Genomic DNA, 13,713 nt, shown 5'->3' with positions numbered 1-13,713 from the left:
AAGTGAATGGAGGCAGCCGGCCTCCATCCATACCGTGGCGTCGAATCACCACGCTCTGGTAATCTCGCTGCGGCGGCTCACTCCGGGTTTATCGACGATGCATCCGAAAAAGATTCGCGTGGTGCTGGTCGACGACCACCCCATCGTCCTAGAGGGTATCCGTGGGCGGCTTTCCGGTGTGGAGGGTATCGATATTGTGGGTACCTACACCAGTGCGCGCGATCTCATCCGCGCACTCGGCGCAGCCGGTAATCCAGCGGATCTGGCAATCGTGGATTTCTCGCTGGGGCCGCAGGATGTGGACGGCGTCAACCTGCTGCGCTCGCTGCGCACGCGCTTTGGCGACCTCGCCATCCTGGTATTGTCCTCCCACTTCAACCCGGCGACCGTATCGCTGGCGCTGCAGGCCGGTGCCAACGGATTCCTGTCGAAGGGGGAAGGGGCCGACGAGTTGCTCGTCGCGATCCAGGCCGTCACCAGTGGCAAGACCTACCTGAGTGGCGCCATGCGACAGCAACTGGCCGATCTGAGCGGCCTGCGCGCCCAGCGCGACGCCCTCCCGCAAGGTCTTGCAGAACCGCTTACACCGAGGGAGCATGAGGTGCTGCGCTGTATCCTCGATGGCATGTCGACGACGGAAATCTCAGCCAAGTTCTCGCGTGCGGTAAGTACCATCAGCACGCAGAAGAAATCGGGCTATCAGAAACTGGGGATCCGTACCGATGCCGAGCTGTTCAAGGTGCGCGCCTTGATCGAGAAGACCGGCTGATCCTCTGCGTTCCGATCAGTGGAGCGGCCAGCGGAAATCAGGCGGCAGCAGTTTCAGGAACTCGTTCTCACTGCTGACCTGCAGTTTCCGCAGCCCGCTCCATTTCTGCGCACTCACCGTGCTGGTGGCACGATCCAGCGCCTTGGCAATCTGGGTCGTACACAGGCCATTGGCAACCAGTTGCATCACTTCCTTTTCCCGAGGCGTGAGCTCGTGCAATGCCGAAGCAAGAAAGTCGATTCCGGCCCCGGGGGTGCGTGGCCGGCTCATCTCGACGACTGACCGCACCGTGGATGCCAGCGTGTCCAAGACCTCGCACTTGCCAACATAGGCATCTGCACCTGCGGCGATGCACATGGCACGTGCGCTGCTTGTCAGATCGGAACTGAAGACCACCAACCTGCAGTGGGAGCGGTGCTGTATGGCTTGGAGCAGTGCCTGCGCTTTGGCGGCATGCTCGCCCTGGAAGCAGTCGAGTACCACCACGTCTGCATGATGATCCTGCAGGTGCTCCAGCAATGCGCCGGCGCTACGGAAATCTTCAGTGATCCGGATGCCATAGAGCGTGTTGAAGAACGCGCGCAAGCCGGTGCGCACAAGCGCATGCTGATCGAGCACGATCACGGTTGTATCAGAACGCATGCGACGCCCTCCATCTGTTAATTCATGGGCCGCACCCATGATCAGATAAAAGCGATCCGAACGATTTCGAAATGCAGGGCTGCACGACAATGAATCGTCTCTAATGGGTACTGCAGACCACAGGCGCGAGGTACCGTGCGGGCACGCGGACGACGAGCGTCGCCCGCTTGGTCGTCTGTCTGCACGCTTTACCCCGGAGTACCACGAAATGTCATCTGTTTACGACACTGACACCATGGAGGTCCTGCCCCACACCTGCGAGGCGGGTGACTTGCGTTCGGGTGATCTGATACTCGCGTGCATTCCAGGCTGCGCCGAGTTTCTATGCCGCGTTGGACGTGTCAGACGTAACGAGCGAGGACAGGTAAGGGTGGATCTGACGGATGGATTCGGCAGCATCTATTTCCACCCGCATGACAGGATCCGCTGCTTCTGAGGCGCGGCCGCAACGCATTTCGAGGTTCTTCGATTCTTAATTCGGAGCGTCCTTCCTATTCTCCGTCGGCAGCGCCGGATTCCTGGCCAGTGAGTGAGGGAATAGATGGAAACCGTGTTGAAGATACTGCTGGTTGTAGCCGGTGCATGGACCGCGGTAGCGGCGTGTCTGGGCCTGATGCTTGGGCGTTGGATGAGCCTGCAGAAGGATGTGTCCGACCGCGATGGGCTGACGGGGCAGGTACGGTGAGCCTGTCAGGTCCATCGATGGACGCTACTGACCCCTTGCGCAACCGGTTGGCAACGATCGTCCACGCATGGCTGACCCACCTGGCCATGAACGACGAAGAGTTCGAGATGGTGGCCGGCAAAGACAAGCTGCGGATGACGATGGCGACCGCTGCGATCCTGCAGGTTCTCATTGGTGACGATGCACGCCTGGGTGCTGCCACCAAACGCATCACCACGCTGCTGCAGCGACGGGATCTTGCAGTAGGGACAGGCGACACCAAGGCCGAGAACGCACCGAAGTTTGAAGCACGTGTGGTCCGCGACGGCGATGCCAGTACTCCGACTTCACTGGATCGGCGCTCGACGTTGCGGTAGCTCGCCGCTGTGCACGGAGTCTGCCTTCTTTCATCAGAGCAAAGCATGAGCTGTAGAGCTATCCCGAACCGATTCACCACCGGCTTCACCTTGTTGGAATTGATGGTCGCGTTGGCGGTGCTGGCGATCCTGGTATCGCTCTCGATGCCCTCCTTCTCCGCGCTCATTGCACAGACGCGAATTGCCAGTGCAACCAACGACCTGTTGAGCGACATGGAGTTTGCTCGTCATGAGGCCATTCGCCGCAATGACAGCGTGGTCCTGTGCGGTTCGCGAGACCGCTCTGGATGCGCGTCCGACGGCTGGCAGCAGTGGATCGTCACCACAGGAAAGGGGCTTGTGCTGCGTACTGGTCAAATGCCGGACAGGAGTGACGTGACGGTTTCCGATGCGCTCCGACGTGGCCTCGTCTTCCAATCGACCGGGCTGGTGAGCATGGGCGGCCGCATGCCGGCAGAGGGTTCGATCCTGGTTTGCAGCACGGCGGTACTGAAGCGTTATCGGGTGGTCATAGGGAGTGGTATCTCGCTCCAGCGTCAGAAGGAGGATCAGGGGTGCGGATGATGACGCGGGGAGCGGGTTCGAGGCGGGGCGTGGAAGGAGCAGGCCTGATCGAAGTCATGGTGGCGGTGCTCTTGCTATCCATCGGCGGGCTGGCTACGGCGTCTGCGCAGTTGGTTGCACTGAAGCGCAATGAAGGGGCGCTGGTAAGAACGGCCGCCGTCTACGCCACGTCCAGCCTCGCCGAGGCAATCCGTGCCAACCCGGCCGGATTCCAGTCGGGTGCATATGACACGAAGGGCAGGGTCTGCACGCATGACGAGGCCCCGATCGGGGATCTGGCACGGCAGGACATCAGTCGCTGGCTGCAGGGGCTGAGCGGCCAGGGGGATGCCACCATGCAGGTGTGCGGTGCAGTGCGCTGCACGGCCGACGCCTGTATGGCGTCGATCATGTGGGACGACCAACGCGCCGGTGCGGGCACGGATCCGGGTGTGGTCGAGATCGAACTGGGATTCACGCCATGAGGCGCGCGGCGTGCAGTGGACTCAGCCTGGTCGAGCTCATGGTGGCGCTCGCGCTTGGCCTGATGCTCATCATGGCATGCGGCAGCATTTACCTGAACTCGGCCGCCAATGCCCACAGCACGATAGGCGTGTCACGGACCCAGGAAGCTGCCAGGGTCGCCATGGAGCTTATCGGCCACGACTTGCGTGGCGCGGGCGACACGCTGTGCGACAACCGGCACGCGGTGGTCAATCTTCTCGCCCAACGGGACAACCTGTTCTGGCAGACGCTGTCCGAGCCGGTACGAGGGGCCGATGAGGCAAGCAGTGGACAGGTCTTTCAGATGCCTGGCCTCGACGCGGGAACCGCTGAAGCCGAGCGGCTGGCCGGAACAGAGGGCATCCGGCTGTGGACGTTGACTCCTCTGCAGCTCTCGGTCACCGACATGGCACAGTCCGCGCATCCGATTCCGGTAACGGGTGTCGACACGCCGGCGGTAGGCGATGCGTTGCTCGTATGTGATTTCAAGGTCACCACCCTGCTGCGCGTGACCGCAACGGGCGCTGCCATCGGGCATGCCGCTCCCGCCAATTGCGTGGATTACTTCGTCCGTGCCAATGCCTGCGCGGGCGCCATGCCACCGCTGGCGACCATGCAGCGCTATGGTCCTGATACCGCGATGGCGCTACCGGAACAAGTACGCTGGTATGTGGGCACCGGCCCGGACAAGCGCGCGGCCCTGTATCGCAGCGTGGTGCGTGACGGTATACCGGCACGCGCTGCGGCGATCGTGCCCGGCATCGACAGCTTCCAGCTCAGGTACCTGGTCCGGGGTGGATCGCGCTACGTCACGGCCGCCGAGGTCCCGGATGCGGAGTGGCACAACGTGACCGCCGTCTCCGTGCGCTTCTCTGTCGTACCCCAACTGCCGGGGCGCACCGGCGACACGGCGGCGCGGCATTTCCAACACACGTTCCAGATAAGGTCCCGCAGCTGATGCGCGCCGTTCAAAGCAATCGCGGCGGACAGCGTGGCATCGCCCTGTTCGTCGTCCTGATCACCTTGTTGCTGCTGTCGATCGTCGCAGTGATGAGCTTGAATGCCGGCGTACTGCAGGAGCAGATGACATCGTCCATGCGCGACCGCGCGCTGGCGCTGCAGAACGCGGAGGCCGCACTCGCGGCGGCCGAAAAGACGATCCAGCTGAAACGGTTCGGTGCTGGTGGCGAAGGGACGAACTGCTCTGAAAGCGGGCTTCCTGGCAGCCCTGCGTGCCGTCCCCTGCCCATCAGCAGCGGCGCAACCGAGGCCGGCCGAAGCTGGCAGGTGGCGCCGGATGTTCAGAGCAACGGGATCAGCGCGGGTGCGCCTGAGTATTCAGTGCAGTACATGGGCCGGCGCGAGACACATGTCGAACTGGGCTTGGGTAACGAGCCCAACTACGGTGAGTCACCGGGTCTGGTAGAGGCGGAATACTACCGCGTGCTGGCCCGTGGCTCGAACCCGGATGCCAACGGGCGGGCACGCGTGGTGCTGCAGACCGTCGTCGTACGTGAGTGAGGTGAAGTCATGCTGAGATATGGATACGCCGCCGCAGTAGCGGGCTTGACCCTGGCACTGGCGCTGGGCAGTGGTGGATTGCACGCGGAAGTCGCACAGACACCACTGACTGCGGAGATCCAGGTGCCCGCCAATCTGGTGCTGGTGCCGTCGGTGGAGTTTCCGACGCTGATCAGTGCGGCGAACCTCGGGAACTACGATTCGACCAGCGCTTATGTGGGCTACTTCGATCCTGGCAAGTGCTACCGCTACGTATATGCAGCGCAGGAAGCGCAGCGTCATTTCGCACCCGCATCGCTGCGCCCTGCAGCAGGCTGCGCTGGCAAGCTATGGGATGGCCGCTTCATGAACTGGGCCGCCACCCAGACGATCGATCCCTTCCGCAAGGGCCTGACCGGCGGCTACAGGGTGCGTGACACACCGACAGAGACGTGGCTTGAGAAAGCCGACTTCTCCATCCAAGGACGGGCCGCCAATTTCGAGACGCGGCGGCTGCCCAGTGGCACGGCTGCCAACGAGCGCGCGGTCAATGCGGCCACTGCGGCGCAGTACAGGGCGTTCTATGCGCGTGTGTACGGGTTGGGTGCACGCATGTATTTTTCGTCCACCAGAAACCTGGACACGGCGACATCATCGGTCGCCTACAATCCAGACAACACGCGGCATACGCTCTCGCCGCCACGCGGTAGCAACCCTGGCGATGAGGGGGTCATCTATGAGGTCAGCATCCGGGTAAAGGTCTGCGATCCGTCCGTTGGTCTTGAAGAAAACTGTGTGGCCTACTCCAACGGCTTCAAGCCAGAGGGCCTGCTGCAGAAGAACAGCGATCGTTTGCGTTACTCCATTTTTGGGTATCTCAACAATGGCGGTCCGTCTGCCGGGCAGACGGGCGGCTATGAGCCTGCAGCAGATGGAGGCGTACTACGCGCGCGACAGAAGTTCATCGGTCCGTTCGTCCACGATCCGCTGACGCCGCCCACAGCCAATCCGGCCCGGGAGTGGAATCCCGTCACCGGCGTGCTGCTGGACAATCCGGACCCTGCCGACGCGGCCGCGACGGGCGGGGGTGTCAGGCATAGCGGGGTGATCAATTATCTCAACAGGTTCGGGCAGATGAAGACCGGGCGCACGCCCAAGTCGTATGACAATGTGAGCGAGCTGTACTACGCCGCGCAGCGCTATATCCGCGGCCTGGGTAACGTGAAGGAATTCAGCGAGCTATCGAAGAACACCACGACGCGCTACCGTCAGGCGGACGGGTTCCCCGTCATCGCCGCATGGGACGATCCGATCCGCTACCAGTGCCAGAGCAATACCCTGCTCGGCATCGGCGATACCAACACCTGGACCGACAAGAACCTGCCCGGAGCAACCAACAGGGGGGGAGAGCCTGCTAAACCTGCAGGGGTTTCATCGGACACGTCGGTGGATGTGGTGAAGGCGTTGAAGCAGATCTGGTTGATGGAAGGGCTTTCTGCTTCCCAAGCCAGCTCACGTGCAGTTGCGCCCTGGTACAACGGTGTGGCGGCGCAGCAGAACTCTGCCTACATCGCGGCCCTGGCCTATCTGGCCAACACGACGGACATCCGCCCGGACGACGCGCGCAACGGCTTGCCCGGCAAGCAGACCCTGCAGACATATTGGGTTGATGTGGTCGAGAAGGGTGATTACAAGCTCACCAACAACCAGTATGTTCTGGCTGCGAAATATGGCGGCTTCGAGGTCCCCAGTGGCTACGAAACCTATAATCCGAAGGCGCCGCCGCTGCTGCCGGAGTGGTGGTGGAATGGCATTGACTACGTGAACAATGACAAGCGGGAACGTCGTCCGCGCAACTTCTTCGCCGCTTCCGATGCGACGCGGATGGTGGCCAGCCTTGAGCAGGCCTTCAAGGCAATCACCCAGGTCAAGCTGGGCGCCGGCTCTGCCGTTTCGACCAATGGCGGTGAGCCCGGGGACGATGGACGCATCTACAGTGCGACCTATCAGACAGGGAGCTGGCGCGGAGACCTCAGCGCATACGAGGCCGATGCGCGTACCGGAGTGGTGGGGACTACGGCGGTCTGGAGCGCGTCGACGCGGCTGGATGCACGCCCGTGGCGTGATCGGAAGATACTCATCCCAAAGGGTGGCGCGCTGGTGACGGCAAGCTGGAGTGCCCTGAGCGCAGAGCAGCGCAGTGCATTGGGTGAAGAGCGGGTGCTGCAGTATCTGTTGGGAGACCGCAGCATGGAGGGAAAAGAGGACTTCCGGCTGCGTGCAGGCGTACTCGGTGATTTCGTCAACTCTTCGCCCGTGTACGTCGGTCCGCCCAATCCCAATCTCTACTGGGGCAAACGCTTCCAGGGCGCTGACCGCTATGCCGCTTTCGTACAAACGCTGTCCGGGCGCAGGCCGGCGCTGTACGCCAGTGCGAACGACGGCATGCTGCATGGCTTCGATGCAGCCAGTGGCGACGAGAACGTCGCGGTGATGCCAGGCTCGGTTCCGTTTGAGGGTCTGCAGCAGTATGCCCGGCAAGGCTACCAGCACCGTTACCTGCTCGATGGCGAGCTCACCGTCGCGGACGCCTATGTCGGCGGCAGCTGGAAGACCATCCTGGTGGGAACGCGCGGCCGCGCTGGCCCGGGGGTCTTCGCGCTCGACATCACCCGGCCAAGCGACGTCCGTCTGATGTGGGAGCTGGATGGCAAAGCCCTTGCAGGCATGGGCGCTGTGATCGGCAAGCCTTTGATCGCGCAAGTGGCCGATGGGGATTGGCGCGTCGTGCTGGGCAATGGTGCAGACGGTGGCGATGATATGTCTCGGCTCTACAGCATCACACTCGATTCCGCGCAGGTGCATACCACTGTGCTGGATCGAGCCGGTGGTGGCGCGTTCGGTGCGCGGCCATGGGATGCCGATGGGGATGGGTTTGCCGAGACGGCCTACGTGGGCAATGCCGCTGGTGGTCTGTTCCGCGTGGACCTGGTCCGCTCGCAATCACAGCGTCTGTTTACCGCACAGTACGGCGGCGCACCGCAACCCATCACGGCAACCCCCTTGGTTGGCCGCAATCCGGAAGACGGTACAACGTGGGTGTTTTTCGGTACGGGCGCACTACTGGAAACGCGTGATCTGACCAACATGGGCGTGCAGTCCTGGTATGGCATCCGCGATCGTGGACAGACCGTCGCCGGGCGCTCAGGGCTGGTGATGACACGCATCCTTGCCGAGACGGCGACGGGGCGGGCGCTGGACAAGAACGACCAACCGGGAGCGGATGGTTGGGTGATCGACTTCATTTCACCCGGCGCTGCGCCGCGTGGCGAACGCATGGTGTTGCCCAATCAGTTCCGCGGCCGGACGCTGGTCGGTACGACCCGCATTCCCGATGCCAGCAACCCTTGCAATCCATCAGGGTCAGGCTATTTCATGGCCATCGATCCGTTTACCGGCGGGCGACTGGACGACAGCTTCTTCGACATGGACGGCGATGGCACGGTGGGCAATCCTGGCGACCTGATCGATGCGGACGGACATCCCGTGCCGTCATCGGGCTTTCTGGTTGGACAGGGACCCAACGGACCCGGTTTTCTGGGTGACTGGTTGGGCGGGTCGCTGGAGGACGGTGGCCTGTCCGGTGTGATAACCAATCCGATCGGCAACCGGCTGCGTCGGGCCAGTTGGCGCGAGCTGCGCTGGCGCGGTGATGCAGGCCTGCCACAGTGAGGCGCCGCAACCGCGGTATCACGCTGCTGGAGCTGATGATCGTGTGCGCGATCGTGGCGATCCTGGCGTCCATCGCGTTTCCCTCCTACACCCGATACATCATCAGAACCCGTCGCGTGCTGGCCCAACACTGCATGCTGGATCAGGCTTCCGTGCTGGAGCGGCTATACACCCGGCAGCTCAGCTATCAGAATCCTCGGACACCTGCATGTGCGGGCGAACTGGTCGGCTACCGCCTGGACGTGACAGTACCCACTACGGGCGGGTATCTGGTGCGTACCACGCCCATCGACGCGCGAGCAGACAGCCGCTGCGGTGTCATGACGCTTGATCGCGCAGGCAAGCGCATGGCCGCGGCAGACGATTGCTGGTAGTGGACAAATCGCACTTCATGTAACAGCCACGTCACCGCACCCGCCAATACTCCGCTGGCCCCCACCCCATGACCTGACCCGATGCCCGCTTACGGACGTAGCCGCTATCCCCGTGCTTCTCTGCTCACCGTCATGCTGCTGCCCGCACTGCATGCGTACGCCAACGATGCCGCCCCGGCACCGGCCGACGATGCCCGTACCCTCGACCAGGTGCAGGTGATCGGCCAGGCCACCAGCTACGCCAAGACAGCGGTCAGCAAAGAAACCCTCAACCGGCAGACCATCCTGAGCAGCGTCAACAACGCGCTCAACGAGTTGCCCGGCGTGGTCGTCAGTGAAGCAGACGCCACCGGTTCATCGGTCTGGGGTACGCAGATCAGCATGCGCGGCTTTGTCACCAACCGCGATACGCAGCAGATCGGCACCACCATCGATGGCCTGCCCAACGGGGGATCCGGCTACGGCGGTGGCTCGCTGGCCAACCGCTACATCGACACGCTGGATCTTGAAACCGTGGAGGTCAGCCAAGGCACGGCGGATATTTCGTCGCGTTCCAACGAAGCCCTCGGTGGCACGCTGAATTTCCTGACCAGTGATCCGCTGCATGAGCAGCGCGTGCGCTTCGTCGTCGGTGGCGGCGATAACGATGCACGCAAGTATTACGCCCGTTACGACACCGGCCTGCTGGCCGGGCACACCCGCGCCTGGATCAGCGCCTCATCGGCTGAAGTGCGCGATTGGATCGACGGCAGTGGCCGGACCAGCAACGACCACGTGGCGGCCAAGTTCATCACCGAGCTGGACCGCTGGACGTTGACCGGGTACGCGTCGTACAACGATGCCAACGAACCGGAGTACACCAGCGTGTCGCCCGCCAGCTTCGCCACCAACCCCGAACGTGACGGCCTGGTCGGCACCCTGACCGGCATCCCGAACCTCGACCAGAACTTCCGTTCCGGCTCGCGCGCGCTGCGCGAGAACACGTTCGGTTACCTGCGTGCGGCATTCGACGGCGGCAGCGGATTCAAGGCATCGGTGGCTGGCTATGCGCACCGGATGGAGGGGCGCGGTGACTGGCTGCCGCCGTATCTGGTGCAGGCGCGAGCAGATGGCGTGGGCAATCCGGAATCGGAATACCGCGGTGGCGATACGGTTTACGGCGGCTCGGCCTTGGGCCAGTTCTACTTCGTCAATCCCGATGGCAGCGCGGCGCAGGTGCGGCCGGGTTGCACGCCGCGCGCGGGCTTCACTGCCGACTATGATCCGGCCTGTTACGACGCGGGCGTGCAGGGCGTGCAGTCGTATCGCCACTCGCACTACGACAACGACCGCGCCGGCCTGACCGCCGACGTGGAATGGAAGCAGGATTTCGGCGACATCGACAACACCGTGCGCGCCGGCCTGTGGGTGGAAAACGTGGACCGCAGCGTGCGCCGTGACTGGCATCGTCTGCTCAACGTGGGCACTGACATCAGCTTCGACCACGTGCCGTACTGGGTGCAGTTCGAAGACCGCTACACCGTGGACGAGCAGATGTACTACGTGGAAGACGTGGCACGCTTTGGTCCCTTCAGTGCGCGCGTGGGCGTCAAGCAGTTCTTCGTCGACCAGAAGCGGGAACGCCGTATCGGTGCGGCCGAGAACGTGCGGTCGGATTCGAAGTCTGACCCGTTGCTGTCGGCGGGCGCAACGTGGACGCTGCCGGTGGAAGGGCTGGAGCTGTTCGGTGGCTACTCGCAGAACTTCGCCGCCATTCCATCCGGGGTGCTGGGCGAGACCGATGCGCAGCGCTTCGCCCGCGTCGAGCCGGAGACCGCGGACAACATCGAACTGGGCCTGCGCATCAGTCGCTGGCCGTTGACCGGCTCGATCACCCTGTACAACATCAAATTCGACAACCGCATCGTCTATCTGCCGGCGCGGTTGGCCGATGGCATCGATTACCTGGACGAAACCGATGGCGTCTACGAGAACTTCGGCGGCGTGGAAAGCACCGGCGTCGAAGCCGCGTTGGGCTATGGCTGGGACAACGGCTGGCGGGTCAATGGTGCGTACACCTATAACCGTTCGGAATACCTGGGCAGCGGCAACGCGGCCCGTGACGCCGAGCTGGATATCGTGGATGGCGCGCAGGTGATCGGCCAACCGCGCCACACCCTGGTGGTGTCGGCGGATTGGCAGGGCGACAGCTGGAATGCCGGCATTTCCGGCCGTTACCTGGGTGCGCGCTACCTGGATGCCTCCAATGCCAACAAGCTGCCCTCCGCCACCGTGTTCAACGCCAACATCGGCTTCGACCTGCAGAACCTGTCGCCGCGCTTGAAGGGCGTGGGCGCCAGCTTCGTCGTCAGCAACCTCACCGACCGTCGCTACCTGGCGGGTGTGGACGGCAGCGACAGCGCGTTCGTCGGTGCGCCGCGCACGGTGGGGTTCTCGGTGCGGGTCGATCTGTGAGCCACGCGCCGACGCCGCCTTCCGACATCGGCCGCCGCCGCCTGTTGCAGGGTGGCGTGGCAGCGGGCATCGCCGCGTTGATGCCGAGCATCGCGCGTGCGGCGGCCATCGCACCGGACGCCCGCACGCGCAGCCTGCAGGACCTGCAGCACATCGTGGTGCTGATGCAGGAAAACCGATCGTTCGATCATTACTTCGGCACGCTGCCGGGCGTGCGCGGCTTCGGTGATCGCTTCGTGGTGCCGGCCCCCGGCCTGCAGCCCGGCGAGCCGCATCGCACGCTGTGGCTGCAGCCCAATGCGGCCGGTACGCACGGCATCGCCCCGTTCCCGCTGGATACCGCCGCGCACTTCGGTTACATGCGCGTGGAAGGCACGCCGCATACCTGGCCCGATGCACAGAAGGCATGGGACCACGGCCGCATGGCGCATTGGCCCGCGGCGAAGCAGGACCATGCGATGGGCTATTACCGCCGCAGCGACCTGCCGTTCCAGTTCGCCCTGGCAGAGGCCTTTACCGTCTGCGATGCGTACCACTGCGCCATGCAGGCGGGCACCAATCCCAACCGGCTGTTCCTGTGGACCGGCCACAACGATCCGCAGGCGCAGGGCGGTGGCCCGGCGGTGGCCAACTCGCACGACAACTTCCCCGAGCTGGGCGGCCACCCGGCGTCGTACACCTGGACCACCTACGTCGAACGCCTGCAGCGGGCGGGCGTGGACTGGCGGATCTACCAGGACATGGCGGACAACTTCACCGACAACCCGCTCGCCGGCTTCCAGGCGTTCCGCGCGGCATGGCGGGACGCACCGGGCCACGATCCGCAGCTGCGCGAACGCGGGGTCAGCACGCGCGGGCTGGCGCAGTTGCGGCAGGACGTGCTGGACAACCGGCTGCCGCAGGTCAGCTTCCTGATTGCCGATGCCGCCGGCAGCGAGCATCCGGGGCCGTCCAGTCCCGCTCAGGGCGCGGCCTATACGGCGCAGGTGCTGGACGCATTGACCGCCGATCCGGCCGTCTGGAGCCGCACCGCGCTGCTGGTGATGTTCGATGAGAACGATGGCTTCTTCGACCATGTGCCACCGCCGGCTCCGCCATCGGCGGACGCCACGCAGCAGGGGGGATGGGCCGGTGCATCGGTGATCAGCACCGAGGGTGAGTATCACCGCCATGCCTCGCCAGGCAATGAAACGCATGACGAACCGGCACTGCGTGGCCGGCCTTACGGCTTGGGTCCGCGTGTGCCGTTGTACGTGATCTCGCCGTGGAGCCGTGGCGGCTGGGTGGATTCACAGGTGTACGACCACACCTCGGTGATCCGCCTGATCGAGCGCCGCTTCGGCGTGGCAGCGCCGGAGCTTTCCCCGTGGCGGCGCGCGGTATGCGGCGACCTGACCCAGGCATTCGATTTCACCCAGTCCGATACGCGTCCGTTCGTACACGCGCTCCCCGACACCGCCGCGGTAGCCTCCCGGGCGGCTGCCCTGCCGGGTCGCACGCTGCCGTCGCTGCCCGAGGCCCTGCAGCCGGCGCGGCAGGAGCGCGGCGTGAGACCTTCGCGTGCGGTGCCCTATCGCCCGGCGATCGCCATCCAGACCGATGCGGTGGCAGCCGAGGTGCGGCTGACGCTGGCCAGCGAAGGCGCGGCGGCGGTGATCCATGTCTACGACCGTCTGCAGCTGGAGGCGATCCCGCGCCGTTATACCGTGGCCCCTGGCCGCGACCTGCAGGGCAGCTGGCCGCTGCACGCGGTGCAGGGCTATGACCTGTGGGCGCTGGGTCCGAATGGCTTCCATCGGCACTACCAGGGTGATGCAGCGGCCGCCATGCCCGTGGAAGCCCGCATCGAGCGTGTCGCAGATGACATGGTTCTGCAGCTGCGCAACCCGGGTCCGCAGACGATTTCACTGGATGTGCGTGGGGGTGCGTATGCGGACCTCATGCCCACGCGCACGCTGCGTCTGGCCGTGGGTGAAGAGACAGAGATCCGCTGGGCGGCGACTACGACCGGTGGCTGGTATGACCTGCATCTGCAGCAGCAGGGGGCACGCCAGCGGTTGGCCGGGCGTGCGGAGAACGGGCGCCACGCCAGCAGTGATCCCGCATTCGGCAGCGAGCCGATGCGCTTCGCTGCAGGTTGAAACCGGCAGGCAT

The 13,713-nt window shown here is 64.2% G+C and carries 12 protein-coding genes; 11 read left to right on the top strand and 1 reads right to left on the bottom strand.

The features are described 5' to 3' along the window. Positions 1-97 precede the first annotated feature (97 nt). The gene (locus tag IFT58_RS17940) at positions 98-769 is read left to right on the top strand and encodes a response regulator transcription factor (protein WP_188325691.1); all 672 of its coding nucleotides are present in this window, start codon (positions 98-100) and stop codon (positions 767-769) included. Between the two features lie 15 nt (positions 770-784). Here the strand turns inward: IFT58_RS17940 and IFT58_RS17935 are convergent, their stop codons facing one another. Beyond that, positions 785-1,411, bottom strand: a complete 627-nt coding sequence (locus tag IFT58_RS17935) for a response regulator transcription factor (protein WP_192096404.1) — start codon at positions 1,409-1,411, stop codon at positions 785-787. 541 nt (positions 1,412-1,952) lie between these two features. Between IFT58_RS17935 and IFT58_RS17930 the strand changes: the two genes are divergently transcribed. The 10 genes from IFT58_RS17930 (at position 1,953) to IFT58_RS17885 (ending at position 13,700) form a co-directional block, all read left to right on the top strand. Then, a complete protein-coding gene (locus IFT58_RS17930) occupies positions 1,953-2,096 on the top strand; it encodes a hypothetical protein (RefSeq protein ID WP_188325693.1) in 144 nt (47 codons plus the stop codon). 17 nt (positions 2,097-2,113) lie between these two features. Then, positions 2,114-2,452, top strand: coding sequence for a hypothetical protein (locus IFT58_RS17925; RefSeq protein ID WP_188325694.1), 339 nt, complete (start codon positions 2,114-2,116; stop codon positions 2,450-2,452). Positions 2,453-2,497: 45 nt separating this feature from the next. After that, the gene (locus IFT58_RS17920) at positions 2,498-3,016 is read left to right on the top strand and encodes a GspH/FimT family pseudopilin (RefSeq protein ID WP_192096457.1); all 519 of its coding nucleotides are present in this window, start codon (positions 2,498-2,500) and stop codon (positions 3,014-3,016) included. A gap of 56 nt (positions 3,017-3,072) precedes the next feature. Next, positions 3,073-3,480 carry a hypothetical protein gene (locus IFT58_RS17915; protein WP_192096402.1) on the top strand — a complete coding sequence of 136 codons (408 nt, stop codon included), beginning with the start codon at positions 3,073-3,075 and terminating at the stop codon, positions 3,478-3,480. 38 nt (positions 3,481-3,518) lie between these two features. Next, positions 3,519-4,457 carry a PilW family protein gene (locus IFT58_RS17910; RefSeq protein ID WP_192096400.1) on the top strand — a complete coding sequence of 313 codons (939 nt, stop codon included), beginning with the start codon at positions 3,519-3,521 and terminating at the stop codon, positions 4,455-4,457. Continuing rightward, complete coding sequence (locus IFT58_RS17905) at positions 4,457-5,020, top strand: PilX N-terminal domain-containing pilus assembly protein (protein WP_188325698.1); 564 nt, start codon at positions 4,457-4,459, stop codon at positions 5,018-5,020. The genes IFT58_RS17910 and IFT58_RS17905 overlap by 1 nt, the downstream gene beginning before the upstream one ends. A gap of 9 nt (positions 5,021-5,029) precedes the next feature. After that, positions 5,030-8,731: a PilC/PilY family type IV pilus protein gene (locus IFT58_RS17900; protein ID WP_192096399.1), complete on the top strand. Its 3,702-nt coding sequence runs from the start codon at positions 5,030-5,032 to the stop codon at positions 8,729-8,731. Continuing rightward, entirely contained in the window at positions 8,728-9,105 is a 378-nt protein-coding gene (locus IFT58_RS17895) for a type IV pilin protein (RefSeq protein WP_192096397.1), read from the top strand. Before IFT58_RS17900 ends, IFT58_RS17895 begins: the two co-directional genes overlap by 4 nt. Positions 9,106-9,186: 81 nt before the next feature. Further along, the gene (locus IFT58_RS17890; protein ID WP_192096395.1) at positions 9,187-11,559 is read left to right on the top strand and encodes a TonB-dependent receptor; all 2,373 of its coding nucleotides are present in this window, start codon (positions 9,187-9,189) and stop codon (positions 11,557-11,559) included. Next, positions 11,556-13,700, top strand: coding sequence for a phospholipase C, phosphocholine-specific (locus IFT58_RS17885; protein WP_342029585.1), 2,145 nt, complete (start codon positions 11,556-11,558; stop codon positions 13,698-13,700). Before IFT58_RS17890 ends, IFT58_RS17885 begins: the two co-directional genes overlap by 4 nt. The last annotated feature ends 13 nt before the right edge of the window (positions 13,701-13,713 follow it).

The sequence above is a fragment of the Stenotrophomonas sp. CFBP 13718 genome (assembly GCF_014842145.1).
In the GTDB taxonomy this organism is placed as follows: domain Bacteria; phylum Pseudomonadota; class Gammaproteobacteria; order Xanthomonadales; family Xanthomonadaceae; genus Stenotrophomonas.
Note: the sequence above shows the minus strand (reverse complement) of the source record. Positions and strands in the feature narration are given on the sequence as shown.